Origin of the sequence: Acinetobacter calcoaceticus ANC 3811 (assembly GCF_000399665.1) — a bacterium.
GTDB lineage: Bacteria > Pseudomonadota > Gammaproteobacteria > Pseudomonadales > Moraxellaceae > Acinetobacter > Acinetobacter calcoaceticus_B.
On record NZ_KB976986.1, the window covers coordinates 1085173 to 1105660 of the forward strand.

Annotated in this window: 20 protein-coding genes; 8 read left to right on the forward strand and 12 right to left on the reverse strand. The window is 39.0% G+C overall.

Annotated elements, in window-relative coordinates; all coding sequences use genetic code 11:
• Positions 1–31 precede the first annotated feature (31 nt).
• Positions 32–763 (reverse strand): 4'-phosphopantetheinyl transferase family protein, encoded by a 732-nt coding sequence (locus tag F935_RS06305; protein ID WP_016138148.1) that lies wholly within the window; start codon positions 761–763, stop codon positions 32–34.
• A 413-nt stretch (positions 764–1176) separates the two neighbouring features.
• Between F935_RS06305 and F935_RS06315 the strand changes: the two genes are divergently transcribed.
• Both F935_RS06315 and F935_RS06320 read left to right on the forward strand, forming a co-directional pair.
• Positions 1177–1467: a hypothetical protein gene (locus tag F935_RS06315; RefSeq protein ID WP_013197946.1), complete on the forward strand. Its 291-nt coding sequence runs from the start codon at positions 1177–1179 to the stop codon at positions 1465–1467.
• Positions 1468–1469: 2 nt separating this feature from the next.
• Entirely contained in the window at positions 1470–3074 is a 1605-nt protein-coding gene (locus F935_RS06320; RefSeq protein ID WP_016138149.1) for a PepSY-associated TM helix domain-containing protein, read from the forward strand.
• Positions 3075–3120: 46 nt separating this feature from the next.
• Here F935_RS06320 and F935_RS06325 read toward each other — a convergent pair whose 3' ends face one another.
• The 4 genes from F935_RS06325 to F935_RS06340 form a co-directional block, all read right to left on the reverse strand.
• Positions 3121–3741 carry an ATP-binding cassette domain-containing protein gene (locus F935_RS06325; protein ID WP_016138150.1) on the reverse strand — a complete coding sequence of 207 codons (621 nt, stop codon included), beginning with the start codon at positions 3739–3741 and terminating at the stop codon, positions 3121–3123.
• A gap of 4 nt (positions 3742–3745) precedes the next feature.
• Entirely contained in the window at positions 3746–4438 is a 693-nt protein-coding gene (gene modB / locus F935_RS06330) for a molybdate ABC transporter permease subunit (protein WP_016138151.1), read from the reverse strand.
• Positions 4435–5220, reverse strand: coding sequence for a molybdate ABC transporter substrate-binding protein (gene modA, locus F935_RS06335; RefSeq protein WP_016138152.1), 786 nt, complete (start codon positions 5218–5220; stop codon positions 4435–4437). The genes modB and modA overlap by 4 nt, the downstream gene beginning before the upstream one ends.
• 181 nt (positions 5221–5401) lie before the next feature.
• Positions 5402–5752, reverse strand: a complete 351-nt coding sequence (locus F935_RS06340; RefSeq protein WP_016138153.1) for a winged helix-turn-helix domain-containing protein — start codon at positions 5750–5752, stop codon at positions 5402–5404.
• 220 nt (positions 5753–5972) lie between these two features.
• Between F935_RS06340 and antA the strand changes: the two genes are divergently transcribed.
• From antA to F935_RS06360, 4 genes are all read left to right on the forward strand, one after another.
• Entirely contained in the window at positions 5973–7388 is a 1416-nt protein-coding gene (gene antA / locus F935_RS06345) for an anthranilate 1,2-dioxygenase large subunit (protein WP_004701687.1), read from the forward strand.
• A 2-nt stretch (positions 7389–7390) separates the two neighbouring features.
• Positions 7391–7882 (forward strand): anthranilate 1,2-dioxygenase small subunit, encoded by a 492-nt coding sequence (gene antB / locus F935_RS06350; protein WP_000076809.1) that lies wholly within the window; start codon positions 7391–7393, stop codon positions 7880–7882.
• Positions 7883–7887: 5 nt separating this feature from the next.
• Entirely contained in the window at positions 7888–8922 is a 1035-nt protein-coding gene (gene antC / locus F935_RS06355) for an anthranilate 1,2-dioxygenase electron transfer component AntC (RefSeq protein ID WP_080645548.1), read from the forward strand.
• A gap of 452 nt (positions 8923–9374) precedes the next feature.
• Positions 9375–10433, forward strand: a complete 1059-nt coding sequence (locus F935_RS06360) for an AraC family transcriptional regulator (RefSeq protein ID WP_016138155.1) — start codon at positions 9375–9377, stop codon at positions 10431–10433.
• A gap of 55 nt (positions 10434–10488) precedes the next feature.
• Here F935_RS06360 and F935_RS06365 read toward each other — a convergent pair whose 3' ends face one another.
• From F935_RS06365 to F935_RS06385, 5 genes are read right to left on the reverse strand one after another with little or no spacing between them, the layout of a single operon-like run.
• On the reverse strand, positions 10489–11436 hold the full coding sequence (locus F935_RS06365) for a SphA family protein (RefSeq protein ID WP_016138156.1): 948 nt from the start codon (positions 11434–11436) through the stop codon (positions 10489–10491).
• Between the two features lie 52 nt (positions 11437–11488).
• Positions 11489–12019, reverse strand: coding sequence for a flavin reductase family protein (locus F935_RS06370; RefSeq protein ID WP_016138157.1), 531 nt, complete (start codon positions 12017–12019; stop codon positions 11489–11491).
• Positions 12020–12047: 28 nt separating this feature from the next.
• Positions 12048–13286 (reverse strand): styrene monooxygenase/indole monooxygenase family protein, encoded by a 1239-nt coding sequence (locus F935_RS06375; RefSeq protein WP_016138158.1) that lies wholly within the window; start codon positions 13284–13286, stop codon positions 12048–12050.
• 43 nt (positions 13287–13329) lie between these two features.
• A complete protein-coding gene (locus F935_RS06380; protein WP_016138159.1) occupies positions 13330–14115 on the reverse strand; it encodes an SDR family oxidoreductase in 786 nt (261 codons plus the stop codon).
• A gap of 12 nt (positions 14116–14127) precedes the next feature.
• Positions 14128–15378, reverse strand: a complete 1251-nt coding sequence (locus F935_RS06385; protein ID WP_016138160.1) for a dienelactone hydrolase family protein — start codon at positions 15376–15378, stop codon at positions 14128–14130.
• A 367-nt stretch (positions 15379–15745) separates the two neighbouring features.
• On the opposite strand from F935_RS06385, the gene F935_RS06390 reads away from it, so the two are divergent.
• Both F935_RS06390 and F935_RS06395 read left to right on the forward strand, forming a co-directional pair.
• Entirely contained in the window at positions 15746–16957 is a 1212-nt protein-coding gene (locus F935_RS06390) for an OprD family outer membrane porin (RefSeq protein ID WP_416201910.1), read from the forward strand.
• Positions 16958–16973: 16 nt separating this feature from the next.
• Positions 16974–18317 carry an MFS transporter gene (locus tag F935_RS06395; protein WP_016138162.1) on the forward strand — a complete coding sequence of 448 codons (1344 nt, stop codon included), beginning with the start codon at positions 16974–16976 and terminating at the stop codon, positions 18315–18317.
• Positions 18318–18387: 70 nt separating this feature from the next.
• Here the strand turns inward: F935_RS06395 and F935_RS06400 are convergent, their stop codons facing one another.
• Complete coding sequence (locus tag F935_RS06400; protein WP_016138163.1) at positions 18388–19374, reverse strand: AraC family transcriptional regulator; 987 nt, start codon at positions 19372–19374, stop codon at positions 18388–18390.
• 327 nt (positions 19375–19701) lie between these two features.
• Positions 19702–20487: a 3-hydroxybutyrate dehydrogenase gene (locus tag F935_RS06405; protein ID WP_016138164.1), complete on the reverse strand. Its 786-nt coding sequence runs from the start codon at positions 20485–20487 to the stop codon at positions 19702–19704.
• Between the last annotated feature and the right edge of the window lies 1 nt (position 20488).

Here is a 20488-nt window from a genome sequence, read left to right on the forward strand (position 1 = left end):
AAAAGAAGGCAATCCGTTGCCTTCTTTTGCTTTAAGCAAAAATTCGTGCTTGAAAAACCCAAGTCATAATATGGTTTTGCTCTACAGTCCAACCACCTTGATATTGTTCTAAGAGTTGATAGCGTTGTTGAATTTCTGGCAAAAAAATTAGCGTTAATGTTTGATTTTCAAAATTAATATCAAAGATAGATGCTTCTAAGAAATCGATATATTGTTTTGCAGTGGGATAAATCGCTTTATATAGACTTTCTTTTATAGAAAAAATTAAACTCACATAGTGAGCAAAATCAAAAAACTCGCAGGCTTTACTTTTCCATAAATCAAACTCAGATGGCGTTAAAACAAGATGTGCACTCTCTTGAGCAAATTCTGAGGTTACCCAGTGCTCAATATCAATTCCCAAATAAACCGCATTATTAGATAGCGCAACAATTAACTTATTTTTTGAATGACTAATACTCCCCAAAACATGAGTTGGCCAGATGGGCAAAGGTTCATGCATAGAGGTTATTAGCTGATCTAAACCGAAATGATGATTTAAAACAGCCTGAGCTAAGACCCTGCCACATAAGTACTCATTTTTACGTTCGACACGCGCTTGAGCAATTTTTAGGGGATGCTCTAATTGTTGGTCTATATGCAAATGCGTTGTTTGCGATAAATCTAGCCCATAACAAAATAGCTCTGATGTAAGAAAAATAGGACTCGAAATTTCATAAATTGATGTACTGAGTTGTTCAGGAATGTATAGATAATGACCCACTGTATTCGACTTCAAAATAAATATTTTTAATGAGTAATCTCCTATCTTAACTTACTCACTGCAAATGTATAAATAGTTATATTTATCATTTGATAATAATTATTATTTACTTATACTGTTGGGTAAATTTTGACTTTAATTTACTTATAAACATCGATTATGAAACTTATAGGACTTTTTTTGACCCTGTTGGGAGCGGTCAGTATCTATTGTAGTCATAGCAACCAAAATCTGTTGTCTCAACATCTTCCTACTTTCTTTAAGTATTTGGGTCTAGTGCTATTAGGCATTGGATTTATTGCGCTCTTTGCAAGCTTACCAAAAGTGGTTGCCGCTTTTTGTTGGTTCATGCTCATCATTTTTGCGTGGTCTTTCCTCCCTTTTATGACGCTTTTTAAACGGAAACTGATTTCATGAAAGCTAAAATTCAGTCTCCGATCCAGCCAGACTGGTGGAGTAAAACTTTTGCTGGTGGTGTTTTTGGTCTAAGTCTTTCTATCGCTATTGGTAATTTGATTGTTTTATTAGGCCAGCCTTATGTTGCCATGGATTTATTAGTGCAAGTGGGTATGTGGAGTGTTCCTTGGGTTTGGATGCCGATTATGTTTGGCAGTTATTTTTTTACGACTGGACGAAAAGCGCTTATCTATTTATTTATTGCGAATGCCCTAGCGTATAGCTGTATTTTTGTCTTACGGGGTTAAACATGAAAGTACGTTCAGACATCATGAAATTAGCAAAAAGCATGCATACTTGGGTGGGTGTATGTGCTGGGATTTTGCTTTTTATCTGTTTCTTTGCTGGTGGGCTCAGCATGTTTCAGCACCATATTAGTAAGTGGGCTACGCCAACACAGCAAGTTTTACCGAAAGTCTCACCCGATCAATATAATGAGTTTATTCAAAAAGTACAGACTGCCTATCCTGCTGCACAAAAAAACTTCACACTAAATTTATCGTCCAATGAATTTCACTATGCACCCATTACTTGGAGCGAACACGAACGTGGAGATGGCTTTAATGCTGCTCAGTCTACGTGGATGGCAAGCTTAGATAACAACGGCGAGTTAATCGTTGCCCAAGAAAACTTATCTAAAGCGGGCTGGTTAATCGAACAGTTGCATGAAACAGCAGGCATACCAGGCATGGCAGGCCATCACGGATTAGGCCTCTATGTGATGGGCGTGGTTTCGATTTTATATTTTCTTGCCCTGCTTTCAGGCGTCATTATTCTTTTACCAACCTTGGTAAAGGATTACTTTGTCATTCGGCCTGGCAAAAATAAAAAGCGATTTTGGCTAGATGCGCATAATGTGATTGGAATTACCAGCTTACCTTTCCACATCATTATTAGTATTAGCGTTATTGTCTTTGCTTTTCATGATCTTTTTTATGATGCGATTGGACAACTTGCACTCAAAGGACAGCCTGTTTTTCAGCGTTCTCCCCCAGCGCTGATTCAGCCTAAACAAACACAGATTGATGTGCAGCAAATATTAGCTCAAGCTAAAAAAGTAGCACCTGAATATTCAGTTGACTATATCCAGTTCAGTGGCCTAGATAAACCTGAAAAAGCCAATGCACGTATTGCTCTCTATAGCTCAGATCAGATGTTGCGTGGTGCAAATCATGACTTTATGCGCATGAACCCATATGCAGTTGAGCACTTTAACCATAAAGGCATTAACACACAGACTGATGCTGGGAATAAGTTAATCAACGCCATGTTTAGTCTACATTTTGGAAGTTTTGGCGGTACGGGCGTACGTTGGATTTATTTTGTTTTAGGTGTCGGTGGTGCTTTCTTATTTTATACAGGTAACATCCTTTGGGTTGAAACCCGTGCACGTAAACAAAAGCGTGCTGAAGATCCTGTTCCTGTTCAACGTAAAGATGTGGTGTTCCTTGCGAACTTAACGATAGGCGCGTGCCTAGGGTGTGTTTTAGCTGTCTTAGGTACAATGTTGGCCAGTCGTTGGCTTTTCGCAGCGCTTAACATTGAAAGTATAAACTACCTCTTTATGTATGGTTATTATGCGATTTTCCTACTGACTATGATTTACACCTTTGTGATTGGCTATGCAAAAGCTTTACCACAACTGCTGTTAACCTTGGTTTTGGTGTTATTTGCGATTCCACTTACATCTCTTTTAGCTTACTTCATTCCTCAAAGTGGCTTATGGGTACATGGCGGAGAAATCTTAGTAGTTGATTTCTTAGCTGTCATTTTTGCTTTCGCTTTCTGGCGTTTTTATCAACAAGCCCAAGACCGCCTAAAATCTGCTCCAACGGGCAGTTTATGGGCTAGCTAACAACCATAAATCGACAAGACTGAAATAATGTGTGAAATATGAAAAATTATAAAACCCACATTGTTTCAGTCAGTTGTTTAATTTCTTGAATATCATGACTCACATAAATCATCGGAATTTTTATTTCCTGTTTTACCTTCTGAAAAAAAGGAATAATTTCAGCTTTATGGTTTGCATCTAGTGCTGATAACGGCTCATCAAGGAGTAACAGCTTAGGTGAATATAACAATGCTCGACCCAGTGCCACGCGCTGTTTTTCCCCTCCTGATAGTTTGATAGGCATGCGTTGTAATAAGTGCCCTAACTTTAATAATTCAATAATGTAATCTGCTTCAAAGTGACGTTCTTGTTGGGACAGGTGCTTAAGACCAAATAATAAATTTTGCTTTACCGTTTTATGCGGAAAAAGCTGAGCATCTTGAAAAACTAATCCAACATGCCGCTTTTGGGTACTCAAGTTAATGTTTTGATCTGAATCAAACCACGTCTGATCCTGTATTTTAATGAGCCCACTATGCGGTGTGTTCAACCCTGCAATGGCATGTAAAATCGATGTTTTACCTGACCCAGAGGGACCAAATAATCCAATAACAGCAGCATCTGACTGGAAACTAGGTTCAATATGAAACTGACCCATATGTAGCTTGAAATGGCAATCAATTAACATATTTCTACCGCCCCAAACGCTTTCTTTGATAACGATGAAACCACTGTGCAAACCATAGCGCTAAAAATGCCACACTTAACGATAAAACAATAAGCCGTTGAATAGCTGCTTCTGTATCGGGTTGTTGCATTAAGCTATACATAGCCAAAGGCAAAGTCCGTGTTTCATTTGAAATATTACCCACAAAGGTAATGGTCGCGCCAAACTCACCTAAACTGCGGCAAAAACATAAAATAGCACCAATTAGAATGCCACTGCTGGCAAGAGGCATCGTGACATGAAAAAATGCCCCTAAAGATGAAGCACCTAATGTCTTTGCTGCCATTTCTAAACGCTGATCGACCAGTTCAATCGCTAGCCGAATAGATTGTACCAATAGCGGGAAACCCATCACTGCTGATGCAAGAACGGCGCCTTTCCAGTTAAATGCAAAATCAATTCCAAGCGGTGCCAAATATTGTCCAATAATGCCGCGGCTCCCAAAAACTTGTAAAAGCAAATAACCAGGCACCACTGGCGGTAACACCAAAGGTAAAAACACCAATGTTTCAATGAATGACTTACCCCAGAACTCTTTACGTGCCAAAAACCATCCCACACAAATTGCAGGAATAATGCTGACCACAAGACAACTTGCTGCGACCTTACAAGAAAGTTGTAGTACGCTGAGCTCTTCTGGGGTTAAAGAGAACATCATGGTTTTGCTGGAGCCAACACGCTAAAGCCATATTTTTTAAAAACAGCTTTGGCTTGATTGCTCTGTAAAAATTGATAGAACTTTATTGAGTTCTGATTCTTTTTAATCAAACCTACAGGATAAATAATTGGCAAATGCGTATTTTCCGGAAATATACCCGCTACCTTCACGTCTTTGCTAATCGCAGCATCGGTTGCATAGACAATCCCAACCTGACATTCACCACGCGCAACAAAGTTTAATGCCGCTCGAACATCTTCTGTTTCAACTAACTTTGGCTCAATACGGCTCCACCAACCTAGGTTAGTAAAAGCTTGTTTAGCATATTTGCCTACAGGCACACTTTTGGTATCCCCTGTACAAATCTTGCCTGTAAACACTTTATTTGGATCAGTTGTTTTATCTAGTTTTATATTTAGTGACTGCCCTTTAGGGGTAATTAGAACCAGATGGTTGCCTAATAAATTTATACGGTCATTTGTTGCAACTAATTTTTTGTTTTGCAAATAGTCCATCCACTGTGTATCTGCTGAAATAAAAATATCTGCCGGTGCCCCAGCTTCAATTTGTTTCGCTAATGTCGATGAGCCTGCATATGAAGTTTTAACTTCTACTTTATTTTGTTTTTCATAAATTTTTTCTAAATCGTTAATCGCATTGGTTAAGCTCGCTGCTGCATAAACGGTAACCGATTCAGCCTTAGCGGGAACATTAAAGACCAATCCTAAGCTGAGCACCAAACAGACTAAAGCTAACTTTTTTATCTTCGTATCACTTACCATTATGCTTTACCTTTTTGTCGTTTTTTGCAGCGATATATACTCAAGAATATAGCGATAAGCATAGACGATGAAAAGTAGAAATTATTTATAAAGATGGATATTTTTTCTGAGCAATTAAAAATTATAGGTAAGCAAAACTGATACGCTCTTAAATTCTTTGATTATGAAAGTATTCCTCATCTTATTTCTTTAAATAGCTACTCATAATTTGATAATCATGTTCTAAGGCTTGTCTAGCATTGATTTCCATTTGTCGGTAATGCTGTAAGACTTTCTGGCCCAAAGCTGTAATGGCTGCCCCACCACCATGTGTTCCGCCTGTTTGAGTTTCAACTAAAGCTGTTTCGAAGCATTGATTCATGGTGTCTACTAACTGCCATGCACGGCGGTAACTCATATTCATCGATTTTGCAGCTTGTGAGATTGAACCTGTTCTCTCAATTGCTTCAAGTAAGTCTGCCTTACCCGGACCAAACGCAATGTTCTGCTCTAAAAGAATTCTAATCTGTAATTTTAAATTTTGTTCTTTCACTGACTTAGTTCACAAAAGTTTATTTTATGCTCGTTAACATTATAGGGAAGTTTAACAAGCTAAGACATATACAAATTTAAATCTCTACTCTTTCCTAAAAAGAGTTCAATTAAAAAAATCAAAACTGCACAAAGTGGATAAAGATCTGGAAAAAACGGATAGAGGCCAAAGCCTAATCGCGGTTCAATCAGTTAAAAGCTGAATGAATAGGATTGAGCAAATGACCTCATCTAATTTAAAACAATGGAATGATTTTGTAGATGGATGTATCGACTTCCGTCCTAACGATGGCGTGTTTCGTATTGCACGTAATATGTTTACTGAGCCTGAACTATTTGACTTGGAAATGGAACTTATTTTTGAAAAGGTTTGGATTTATGCATGTCACGAAAGTGAGATTCCAAACAATCATGATTTCCTAACAGTTCAAATTGGTCGTCAACCAATTATTGTGAGCCGTGATGGTAAAGGCGAATTACACGCGATGGTCAATGCTTGTGAACACCGCGGCGCGACTTTAACACGCGTTGCCAAAGGCAACCAGTCAACCTTTACATGTCCATTCCACGCATGGTGCTATAAGTCAGATGGCCGTTTAGTAAAAGTCAAAGCACCTGGTGAATATTGTGAAGATTTTGATAAATCAAGCCGTGGCTTAAAACAAGGCCGTATTGCCAGCTACCGTGGTTTCGTATTTGTAAGCCTTGATACTCAAGCAACAGATTCTCTAGAAGACTTTTTGGGCGATGCAAAACTTTTCCTTGATTTAATGGTTAACCAGTCGCCAACAGGTGAACTCGAAGTATTACAAGGTAAGTCATCTTATACCTTTGCAGGTAACTGGAAACTACAAAATGAAAATGGCTTAGATGGCTACCATGTAAGTACCGTTCACTATAACTATGTCTCTACAGTCCAACACCGCCAACAAGTCAATGCATCAAAAGGTGAAGAACTCGATACGCTTGACTACAGCAAATTAGGTGCCGGTGACTCAGAAACTGACGATGGCTGGTTCAGCTTCAAAAATGGCCATAGCGTATTGTTTAGTGACATGCCGAACCCAACTGTTCGTCCGGGTTACAGCACGGTTATGCCATATATGGTTGAAAAGTACGGTGACAAATATGCTGAATGGGCAATGCACCGTTTAAGAAACTTGAACTTGTACCCTAGCCTATTTTTTATGGACCAGATTAGCTCACAGCTTCGTATTGTTCGTCCTGTGGCATGGAATAAAACCGAAGTCATCAGCCAATGTATTGGCGTTAAAGGTGAATCTGCTGAAGCACGCCGTAACCGTATTCGCCAGTTTGAAGATTTCTTTAACGTATCAGGCCTTGGTACACCAGACGATTTAGTTGAATTCCGTGAACAGCAAAAAGGTTTTCAGGCACGACTTGAACGTTGGAGCGATATTTCTCGCGGTTGTCAGTCTTGGGAATATGGCGCGACCAAAAACTCACAAGATTTAGGCATTCAACCCGTTATTACTGGCCGTGAGTTTACCCACGAAGGACTCTATGTAAATCAACATGGACACTGGCAACGTCTAATGCTCGACGGCTTAAACAAGAAAGCATTGAAAATGCAGGATATTACTTTTGAAAACAATGCCCTAATGGATGAGGTGTAACCATGTCACAAGAACTACATTTTGCTGTATCTCAGTTTTTGTACAAAAAAGCAGAACTTTGTGATGCTTATGACTGGGATGCCTATCTAGAGCTTTACGATGAAGATAGTGAATATCATATTCCTCAGTGGATTGATGACCATAACTATGTTCAAGATCCAAATCAGGGTTTGTCTTATATCTATTATGCAGACCGTACTGGACTCGAAGACCGTGTATTCCGTATTCGTACCGGAAAAGCAGCATCTGCAACTCCGTTACCACGTACTTTGCACAGCATAAACAACATTCGAGTTAAAACACTGGATGACGGACTAATTGAAGCAAAAGTTGCATGGCAAACGCTCTATAACCGTCAGGGTTTAGAAGGTTGTTTTTACGGACACGCTACTTATCTTTTACGCCAAACAGCAGATGGTTTCCGTATTCGTCGTCAGCACAGCATTTTGCTGAATGACAAAATTGATTCCGTTTTAGACTTCTATCATGTTTAAGGGGGATGAAAATGGGACATTCAGTTGCACTCAACTTTGCCGATGGTAAAACCTTTTTCATTTCGGTAAATAACGATGAATTGTTGCTTGATGCAGCAGTTCGCCAAGGAATCAACCTGCCGTTAGATTGCCGCGAAGGTGTTTGTGGTACCTGTCAGGGTCAATGTGAAACTGGTATTTATGAACAAGAATATGTTGATGAAGATGCATTAAGTGAGCGTGATTTGGCTGAGCGTAAAATGTTAGCTTGCCAGACGCGTGTGAAATCCGATGCAGCTTTTTATTTCGATCATGATTCTGCGATCTGTAACGCTGGTGATACTTTAAAAATTGAAACCAAAGTAACAGCGGTTGAGCTGGTTTCTGAAACGACAGCAATTTTGCATCTTGATGCAAGCAGTCATGCTGAACAACTTCAGTTCTTGCCGGGTCAATATGCTCGTTTGCAAATTCCAGATACTGAAGATTGGCGTTCTTATTCTTTTGCTAACAGACCAAACGCAACCAATCAATTACAGTTTTTAATTCGTCTCTTGCCAGACGGTGTTATGAGTAATTATTTGCGTGATCGTTGTCAGGTCGGACAAACCCTACTTATTGAAGCACCGCTTGGTAGTTTTTATTTACGAGAAGTACAGCGACCACTCATTTTTGTAGCTGGTGGAACAGGTTTATCGGCTTTCTTAGGAATGCTAGATAACTTGGTTGATCAGCCTAACTCACCTGCTGTTCAGTTATATTACGGTGTAAATAATGAAACCGACTTGTGTGAACAACAGCGTTTACATGCCTACGCGGAGCAGCTACCAAACTTTAGTTATCACCCGATTGTGACTAAAGCAACCGAAGCTTGGCAAGGTAAAGCGGGCTATATTCATGAGCATTTAAATAAAGATCAGCTGGCTGAACAAGCTTTTGATATGTATTTATGTGGCCCACCGCCAATGATTGAAGCTGTTAAAAATTGGTTAGATGAACAATCTTTGCAAAATTATCGTATTTACAGCGAAAAGTTTTTACAAAGCAATACATCACGCTAAAAGTCTTAAGGTTGTTCGCTAAACCACTATAAGCCAACTCATTCAATATACTCTGTAAAGGGTATATTGTTTTTTTGCATTTAAATTAAAAGTCTTTATATATCAACAATATAAAATAAATAATTCCGACAAAATAAATTGACCAGCTCGCTCGGATTTGCTATAAATTTTGATAGATCTTAAGGAATAAGATCATGATGAGATTAACTTATAGCACCTTTTATATCCCCCTATTCTATTTCTCGAATGTATTAAATTGATGGACAAAATCCGAATTAAAAATTTGAGAAAATCACATTAATTAGCGGATAAATTGGTCTGTATTTTGCTTATATCTCATTGTAATTTGCGAGTAACTTAATTTTTTAAGTGCCGTATTTACTTGCTGTGCAGCGAAGTTTTAAAGCTTTTACAACACAAGTAAATACAGGAGTGAGCCAAAAGGGATAAATATGAACCAAGCCAACTCCCACGAACTCAGTGGACGTCATTTTCAAAATGAGTCTATCTTTACCAATCATAATCTGGTGTTTGATCATCACGATTTAAGTGAAACCTGCCGAAATGTAGGTCAAATTTTTAAACCGCATGATCTTAAAATCTCTCAGCAGAAGCAAGATTTCAGTGCAACAATGCACCATGTTAAAACAGGTGCTTTGTCTATTAGTCGCTTGGAATATGGCGCAGATGTCATTATTGAACCAGATCAGCTTGATAACTTTTACTTAATTCAAATTCCAACTCAAGGCTACGCAGAAATCGAGTTTGGTTCACAAAAGTTTATATCTTATTCTCAAGTTGCTTCTCTTATTTCTCCACAGCAATCTTTACGCATGCGCTGGCATGCGAACTCACCACAGCTTATTCTAAAAGTTTCAAAGGATGATTTTACTTACCATTGCCGTCAACACATTGCTGATTCAGAAAATAACTTACTCGTTTTCGACCCAAAATTAGACTTTGCTACACAAAGTGGAGGCTACTTTTTACAGCTCGTTAGAACACTAATGGATGCTTTAGCATGTGATCAACACCCACTTCATCATCCTTTAGCCTTTAAACAATTTGAATCAAATCTGTTTAATGCACTGATTTATGGTCAACCCAATAATGCATTACATAGAATTGATCATTATAAAGAAAAAACCGTCTCTCCTTATTTCGTGAAACGTACAGAAGCCTATATTAAAGAACATTTACATGAGCCGCTTAATGTCGAAATTTTAGCTGAACATGCGGGCGTTAGTGTGAGAACATTATTTACTGGTTTCAAAAATTATTTGGGGACTACCCCAATGTCTTATCTAAAAGAATTACGCTTTGAACAAGCTCATTTAGAGCTCATGCACAATGAAAATCTATCAGTCACAGACGTTGCATTTAAATGGGGATTTACCCATTTAGGCCGTTTTTCTCAAGAGTACAAACGCCGTTATGGTGAGTTACCTTCTTCTACTCGCCGTTCAGGGCAAATCGATGGCTCGAGCTTAATTACTTCAATTTTTTCTTAAAACAAATAGATAAAAGCCTTTTATATTGATTGATATAAAAGGCTTTTTTTATGACTTAGAAATGATGAACATAGCGAACTTGTAGTCGTGTACCTTCTGGGCGGTTTTCAGCATCTTGCTCAAAATAAGCATTTGCGACCAAATGATCATTTTTAGAAAAACTATACATCGCACCCGGACCAATTGCCCAGACTTGTTCACGTCGGCCTTTGACTTTTTCACCATCCACTTCAGTATCTGTCACTTGTTTTAGCCAATATCCATTTAGTCCTAAGCGGAACTGTTCAGTAATGGCATAGTCTGTTGCGAAGTTTGCATGAATTGCTTGCCCAGCTTGCATATCATTTGCTCCAGCAAACGCATAGCTTGGGTCATCATTTTTAAAGTTATAGAGATAATGGATGCGTGTTGAAGCTGTCCACTTTGGATTGAACCAATATGTTGCTGCCCAATAGGGATCAAACGAAACAGCGTTATTACTTGGGTTAATATCTTTTTGTTGATCGTATTCACCTGTAGGTAAATTCACCTGAAACTCAAAACGATGTACAAACTTCGGCCCTTGTGCTCCCATGACTGGATCGAACTGAATAAACGGTCCAATCATAATGTCCCCAAAGCCACTTTGGGCCTTAATAGCAGCATTATTCAAGCCATCATCCATGTCCATTTTACTGACAAAAGGAATTAAAAAATTCATACCTAGGCTGGCTTTATCTTTTACTCGGACATGCGATAAATAACTAATCTGCTCAACCAGTACTTGATAATTTAAATCTGTTTTAGGCAAACCTAATTTTTGTCCATTGGCATCGACCAGTTTATTGCTATCGTAATTTTGAAAATAGGTTTGAGCATACCAGCCGGGCCCTGCGGGTAAACCACCATCGAGAAAGCTGGTCATACCTAAGTTTACGGTCGGTAAATCATAGGCATGTGTAACCAACGGCAAACCCAACAATGTCCCTGCTAAAAAGCCATGTTTAATTAAAGTGCTTTTCATCTTCTTATTTCCTATAAAAAATCACGACCTGATTGATCGTGATTATGGTGAATTAATGCGCTAATTCTGGATGCTCTGCGGCGATCCGATACTTTCCTGCGTGGAATACCAATGGTTCACCTTGGCGTTGTTGGTATTGTTCAATTTGACCGATAAAAATCAGATGATCTCCACCTTCATATTGATTTACATTGCGGCAAACCAGGGTTGCGAGTGCATCGGACAAAATTGGAACGCCTGCATTACATTGTTGATGTGCAACGCCTGCAAATTTGTCTTCAGCACCTCGAGCGAAATGCCCAGAAAGCTGATGATGCTCCTGTGCCAACATGTGGATGGCAAAATATTCAGCTTCTACAAAATCAGACAAACTTGGCGCTGTTTTTGAAAGGCTCCATAAAATTAATGGTGGATCTAAAGACAATGAGGAAAAAGAGTTTGCTGTCATTCCTATTTTTCGACCATCTTTACCACGGGTTGTAATCACGGTAACGCCTGTTGCAAATTGCCCAAGTAAATTACGAATTTCTCTTGGGTTTTCAGCATTAATGCTTTGTAAACCTTGAGTTTCAATTGTGTCCATTTTTAATTCTCCCTTTGCTGTTTTGCCCTTAAGCCACTTTTGCTGCGGTTTTTGAAGCCATGAATGCTTGAGCTTGATCTGCATCAAACCACCACGGGGCAAAAGAGCGTGGGTCATCAAAGTTATTGGCCATAATGGAAGCAATGCTTTGGTTTTGGCTTGCGGCTGCTAATAGCTGAACAACATGAGGCTGCGGTGGTAATAACAAACTATTGGTCCAAGCCACGACTTTTTCTGCATAAGCCCAATAACGTTCAAAGGTTTGAACCATCCATTGTTCGCTAAAGCTTTGATTATCGTTAGCCAAGATGGCATCGAAATAGATTTTGCTACACTTAGCAGCGTTGTTTGAGCCTTGACCAGTAATCGGGTCATTCACCACCAAGGCATCTGCCATCCCAAAAATTGGCTTGCCAGAGGGTAATGTCAAAATTGGTTTTCGTACGGTCGGCGGGAAACGTCCTGCCAAATATCCACCTGCATCGGTTAACTCAACATTTGCGCAGCGTTCATATTCCCAAGGCACAAATTTCTTCAGTAAATCCAAACTGCATTGCAGATGCTGTTCAGGTGTTTTGACATCTTGCCAGCAGTCCATTGGCCCATTTGGAATGCCTTCAAAAACCATGATGTCGCAAGGTCCATTCACGGTAAGTGCTGGAAATGAAAAGTACTCACCTACTTCGGGAATAATATTAAAAGTCACACGTGAATAAGGTGAAATTGGCTTCATGTTTTTGACATAGGTCAATGCCAAAGCGCGCTGTGGTTTATCAAACACACTGCGTGCATCATCACGCTCAAATTGTTTAACAACTTCACCTTTACCAGCCGCGAGTAATACAAGCTCGTAGTCGTTTGCGAGTTGTTCTAACTCTTCTATTCCCACATCCTGAATTACTAATCGACCGCCACGGCGTTCAAATTCTTCCATCCAATATGGCATTTTGACGCGTTGATCGACCGATTGAGCGTAGCGCTCAAGACGAGCACTCCATTCAAATGCTTTACCACCATTTTCAGGATTGACTAAAGCTAGCCCAATGCCTTCTACAGCTGGACATTCTTCTTCCCAAAAATTCAGTCCCAAGTCACGTTCAGTTTGTAAAGCGGTATGAAACATACACTGACTTGACATGACTTTACCTTGACGAATTTCATCGGCAGTTCGGTTGGTGATCATGGTTACGTCATAGCCTGTATCTAATAAGCCTAAACCAAGCTGTAAACCAGACTGTCCTGCTCCAACAATTGCAATACGGCGCATAATATTCTCCATAATTTTCTAAATGTGCTTTTAAAACGCTGTGCTATTCGGCTAAACGTGGAATAGCGGGCTGTGATCCTTCAGGGCCCATCACTGAATATCCGCCATCGACAGCATAATCTGCTCCGGTAACAAAGCTCGCAGCAGGTGACAATAAAAACAAAACCACGTTGGCGACTTCTTCGGGATGGCCCAATCGGCCCAGCAAGTGATAATCGGCTGCCACGCTATCGGCCTTTTCACGGTTGTTGCCGCTGACTTCTGCAATGACACGAGACCATGTCCAACCCGGCGAAACTGAGTTGACGCGAATACCATCGGCAGCAAAATCCATTGCCATGCTTTGTGTGAGTTGACGTATCGCGGCTTTAGAAACTGGATATAACCAGCGCCCTGTTTGTGCCACTTTGGCCGAGATTGAAGTAAAATTAACGATTGAACCTTGCTGCTTTTTTAGGTCATTGTAAAAAGCACGGCTCAGCTCAACTGTAGAGACCAAATTAATATCGAGTGCTTGTAACCAGTCCTGACGTGAAGATTTAAAACCGTCATCTAAATATGTACATGCCAAATTCACCAAGTAACTCACCTGACCTAAATGTTGGTGAATATCTGCCACAGCTTGTTGAATAGCTGCATCGCTGGTTAAATCTGTTTGAATAAACATCACATCATGGTTAAAACTTTCAGCAATCGCCTTGCCTTTGGCATCAATATCTAAAATAGCGACATGAGCACCCGTACTCACCAAAGCTTGTACAACAGCTTTACCAATCAGTGTTGCGCCGCCGCTCACTACAGCGACTTTTCCTTTCAAATCTATATTCATTACAGATACTCCTTAATTGACTGGCTTGCCTTCACTACTTGACCAAGATGGCATCAAGGTATTTGAAGGAAGGTCTTCATCAAGAAGTTTTCGTGCTGTCTCGACACCTGCAACTGGTAAGCCTGTTGGGTCTAATAAACCAATTTGAACGAGTACCGACGCTTGGTCCCAGTAAATATGCTCATGGCACAACTTTGAACCTCTGAACTGAATTACACCTAACATTGGAATTTCGACATATTTACCAGTCGGTTTTACACCCGGTAATAGCCAGTCAATTTCAGCGTCATGGGTAAAGCTCATAATGAACTCGTCTACCACTTGCGTTGAGCCAACCGTACGAGAGATTGAAGTAATCTTCATATCTTTCGGGTTTTGGTGAACAAAGTGATATTGATAAAAACGGGCAAGCTGGCTTTGGCCTACACCACCAGTTAAGGTTGGAATATGGTTGACATAAGGTTCTGCGACCATTGTTGCCATGGTTGCTGGGACGTCACGCGTATCAAACTCATGACGAATATGCTCTTCCCATAGCGCGACTAGGTCATATTTCGGTCCAATCGTGTCATGTAGAGCTGTTACTGTACGCTCGTGGGCAAAACGTGCTGAAGGTTTGTGATAATGATTGCTTTTTGGGCGTGCAAAAGCATGATCAACACCTTCATAAACATAAGCTTGTACATTTGAATATTGGTTGGCTGCATCGACAATCGCTTGTCTCGCATCTGGCGGTGTAAATTGGTCCAGTTCTGCAATATGTAAAACCAAGCGCCCTTTTACGTTGGCTAACTCATCTAACGCTTTTTCAATGCCTACACCGTAATAACCTACGGCACATGCCACTTCCGAAAGTCGACAACCTGCCAGATACGCAAGCTTTCCACCCAAACAGTACCCCACCACACCGAGGCCTATAGAGGTGTCACATTCTGGTCGAGTCTTTAAAAAAGATAGGCTGTCCTGAATATCTTCAACCCCAAGATTTTCATCATATTGCTGATAAAGCTCGAAAGCCTTTTGAAAATCTTCTGGTGTGTAACCCAGTTCGATATTAGGTGCTACGCGCCAAAATAAATCAGGAACTAAAACGGTATATCCCTCTTCTGCAAGAAAGTCTGCTTTTTCTCGCATGGCTGAATTCACCCCAAAGATTTCCTGACAAAGCACCACTCCAGATCCTTTTTCTGTTTCTGGTGTTGCTAGATATGCACTGAACTGCTTTCCAGATGCTGTTTTAATTTGAACGGTTTGACCAGCCATAGTGTCAACTCCTGACATTGTTATGGCTTTATCTTCTATCCGAATATTTTTTTAGGCTGTCCAAAAGCTGCAAGCACTATCCAATCTCTGCGCAATTATCAAAATCAATAAAAATGGATAAAACACTAAAAATAAGAAAACTAATAAATTTCATAACTTTAAATTAAAAATAAAATTAATACTTTTTATCTAATTTGGAAAAAATGGATGAAGATTAGGACTTATTGGATAGTGACGATTGGTTAAAAATAGTTCAATCAAGTCATGTAATTCGTTTGATTACATAAAAAAGCCCAGTCATTTTCTAAATTAAGGCGTTTTATTTATGCATCGACCATGGCCACTTTATGGACAACAAAAAACGTTAATGCTCATCAATATTTTATGTTGTAGTGCATTTTCTACTCAGGCTTATTCAGCGGATGAAGAATGGAAATTTACATTAAAAAATGCATATATAGACAGAAACTATGACAATCCAGATGTAAAAGACACAGGTAGCTGGTCACAATCAGTTTCTCTATTTTACAACTCAAATATGCATGATACGCCGTTAGAAATTGGAGGAACCCCGATTCAAATTGGCGCAAATGCTTCAGCACAATATGCGGTTCGTTTAAGCCAAGATAAACATGTTGCAGATACAGTATTACCTTTTGATAAAGCGACGCAGTCCCAAGCACCTGATTATCTAAAATATGGCGCGACTTTAAAGTTAGGCTATAACAAGACACTACTAAGCATTGGTGAATTATGGCTTGATTTACCCGTAACCACTGTAGATGCAAGCCGACAACTCCTGACGTCTTATTGGGGAACTAATCTTAAGAGCCAGCTAAACGATAAGCTTTTTGCTGAAATTGGCCGTATTGAAAAAGTATCTCCACGAAATGAAGAAGATTTTCATCGATTTTCTTTTACTTCAAAAGGTGTGACTGCCTATTCAGATGGACTTAACTATCTAGATCTTCGCTATCAATTTACGCCTACGTTGAAGGGTGAATATTACTTTGGAAATATGGAGGATTTATATAACAAACATTATGTCGGCGTTGACCATATATGGAAAAATTCTAATTTTTCAGTTAATTCAAAATTCAAATATTTCAATGCTAAAGATAATGGAAATCTTTTTGACATCGACGCACAAAATGTAGGGTTATTAGAAACACTTAAAGTAAAAAATCACAGTTTTGGTGTGGGTTATCAGCAAATTATTGGTGAGTCTGCTTACCCGTTACCAGATGGTTTCTTGCCTGAAACTTATTTCATTAACTGGAACACCACAGGCTTCTTCAAACAAGATGAAAAGTCTTATCACTTCATCTATGGCTACGACTTTAAAGATCATGTGCCTGGTCTAAATACCACTTTCAAATATGTATATGGCGATCACTTTAAAACAGCAGATGGCTTAAAAAATAAAGAAAGTGAAGCAAACGTTATTGTCAATTATGCCCTTCAACAGCCACTCCTCAAAGGTTTAGCTCTTCAGTACATCTTTATCAATTACGACGTTAAGCACGGGAACGATTTCTCTGAAAACCGTTTCTTTGTCAATTACAGCAAAAAATTTTAATGAATAAGGAATACGTATGAAAACGATAGATGCAAACACGATTATCAACCGCGAAAAACTGTCTCCATTACAGTGGACTGTTTTTATTCTAGGATTTTTTGTCTTCTTCTGTGATGGTCTAGACACAGGGATTATTGGTTTTATTGCTCCTGCATTACTGGATGACTGGGGAATTACCAAGCCGCAACTTGCTCCGGTTTTAAGTGCTGCCTTAGTCGGTATGTCGATCGGTGCAATCATTTCTGGGCCTTTGTCCGATAAGTTTGGACGTAAAGGTGTCATTGTTTTTACAAGCCTTTTATTCTCAATATTTACGATTTTGTGTGGCTTTGCCGACTCGACCAAAGATTTAATGATTTATCGCTTCATTACAGGTGTTGGTTTAGGCGCAGCCATGCCAAACATTAGTACCATTGTCTCTGAATATATGCCTGTAAAACGTAAAGCATTCCTGACAGGTCTAGCTGGTTGTGGTTTCATGCTAGGAATTTCTTGCGGCGGTGTGCTGTCAGCTTATCTATTAGAAAGTTATGGCTGGGCAAAAGTGATTATTATTGGCGGAAGCATTCCCCTAATTTTAGTGGTTGCTTTATTGCTTAAATTACCTGAATCAACTCAATACTTAATTACACGTCATCAACAAGACAAAGCTCAGCGTATTTTAGAAAACATTCAAGGACATTCCTTCCAAGAGCCGGTAAAACTTGTTTTAACTCAAGCAGAAAATGCTTCAGGTGAAAATCCGGTTAAAATCGTTTTAGGTAAATACCTGTGGGGTTCAAGCATGCTTTGGCTCTGCTGCTTTACCAGTCTATTGGTGTTTTATCTTTTAACAAGCTGGATGCCAACAATTCTAAAAACAGCAGGTTTTAGTACTCAACAGTTTAGTTTAATTGCCGCGATTTTCCCTTTTGGTGGTGTGATTGGTGCAACCATTATGGGATGGTACATGGATAAACTGAATCCAACTACAGTCATTAAATATTCATATCTGATTGCTTTTGGCCTATTCATTGTTGCTGGTCTAGTGAGCTCAAATATTTTCTTGTTAGGTTTTACTATCTTCTTAATTGGTGCATTACTCGCAGGTGCACAGTCTTCATTACTGCCACTTGCAGCTATGTTCTATCCAGCAGTGTGCCGTGCGGTTGGTGTTTCATGGATGCATGGTATTGGTCGTATCGGTGCAATTTTAGGCGCTTTCTTTGGCTCGCTCATTTTCACTTTCAACCTAAGCTTAAGCGGTATTTTCTTTATTCTTGCACTACCAACATTCATCTCATTTATTGCGCTTAGCCTGAAAGTGATTTATGAGAAATCTAAAAACAAACAAGTTTTAAAGCTCGAAGAAAGTCTATAACTATTAATCAATAAATAAAAAAACTGATTTAAGTAATTAAATCAGTTTTTTTATTGCGAAAAATTAAATATCAGAAAATTTTTCCTTTAGTCTCACTTGGATTTTCTCCGAACTCTTCACGATATTCTTGAGAGAAACGACTTAAATGGTTAAAGCCCCAGTCATAGGCAAGCTTTGAAATAGAAATCTTTCTATCTGCTCCTGTGGTGCTCAAGATTTTATAAATTTGTTGGAGACGATATTTTTTTAAATACGACATAGGACTTGTGCCGTAGTATTGTTGAAATTCGTCATACAATTTTGATTTTGAAACCCCAGCCAGACGTTGCAAGTCTTCTGCACAGATTTCTTCGTGCGCATGTTCAATAATAAAATTACGAACCTTACGGATATAAGCTGGCTCATCCTGATGCGAGAGTGACTTTAAGGCTTCAGAGTAGTTATTTTCTTGAGACAACAATAACGCTTTAATTACAAAATTTTCATAGTCTTCAGACAACATCTGCAAACCATAAAAATTACTATATTGCGATTTTAACTGTACAAAATTTTGAATGTTCTTCCACCATGCACCAATAAGTTGCTCCGAGTCCAGATGCATTTCAGGGTTAAAAATAATGGGAGCTTCTATAGGTTTATTCAGTAGATCTGCAAGGACAATCTGCATACTCCGCTCAGGAATAACCACCTGAAATTTTCTGCAATCTTTATCAATAATCAAATCTTGTTGATCGTTATTTGAAACAATAAGGCCTCTGTTTTCATCAGACTGATAATGAGCGCCACGAATATTGAGAGCTTGTCGCCCTTGTATAGGTAAGCTAATGCTATACGCTTTTAAATTTGAGATGTTAATGGCAACGTTTGCACCATAACTGATTGTACCGATTGCCATTTTTTTATTAGGCAAACGCATTCCGTCATAGTGAAAATCGAGAGTGTCTTTGTAAATTGTGTCTAGACGGTGTTCACCACAAATCGTGGACATCAAATTCTGCGCAAATTCAGCTTTGCGTGAATAATGATTGAGTTCCGTCTGTTGGCTGAGTGATATCATATCCTTTTCACCTAGCTAAATAACTTATTGCTTAAAAAGCAACTTGTATGCCAATTAATATCCTTTAATTGACGAGTTTTCCTGAAAAAATATCTAATCAAGAAAGAGAGTAAAAATTACTTTCTCATACTCTATTAAATTTTAAAAATGGAAATAAGTTAAATACCTTTAAAGTATAATTTCATACCTTAACAAACTTATTTTATTAGATTTTTTATAAATAAATACAGTAGAGATAAATCATTATTTAAAACAGTAGACTATCGTAAATTTTAACGAATAAAAAACCGCCTATTTTAAATAAGCGGCTTTTATAAAACACTTAAATTATTGTGCTGTGTAGCCACCATCCATAACGACAGCTTGGCCTGTTACCCCACCAGCTTTGTTACTCGCAAGGAAAATCGCATAGTCAGCAATTTCTTCAACAGAGAGTAAACGCTTTTGAGGAACCATTGCCAAAATTACATCTTCAAGTGCACTATCTAAACTCACATTACGCGTTTTAGCCAAATCTGCAATTTGCCCACGAACCAATGGCGTATCTACATAACCTGGACATAAAGCATTTACCGTAATACCGTCTCGTGCACATTCTAATGCCGCAACTTTTGTTAGGCCAATCACGCCATGTTTAGCACTGTTATAACCTGCCTTTCCAGCGAAACCAATTAGGCCATTAATTGAAGCCATATTAATAATACGGCCATATTTTTGAGCTTTCATGATTGGAAAAACGTGTTTAATACCAATAAATGCCCCTGTTAACATGACCTGAACTAGCTTTTGAAAAACAGCCGTTGAAAACTCTTCAATAGGTGCAACATGTTGGAAACCAGCATTATTAATTAAGATATCAACGGTACCAAAGGCTTTTTGAGTGAGTTCAATGGCTTGTTTATAAGCATCTTCATCAGTTACATCACATGGTGCAGATAGCGCATCAAAACCTTGCTCTTTAAGTGAGTTCGCCGTTTCTTGGCACTTTTCAGCATTCATGTCAGAAATGACAACTTTGGCACCTTCTTGAGCAAATTTCTTAGCAATCTCTAGACCGATACCACTTGCAGAACCTGTAATAAAAGCGACCTTACCGTCTAAAAGTTTTGTCATT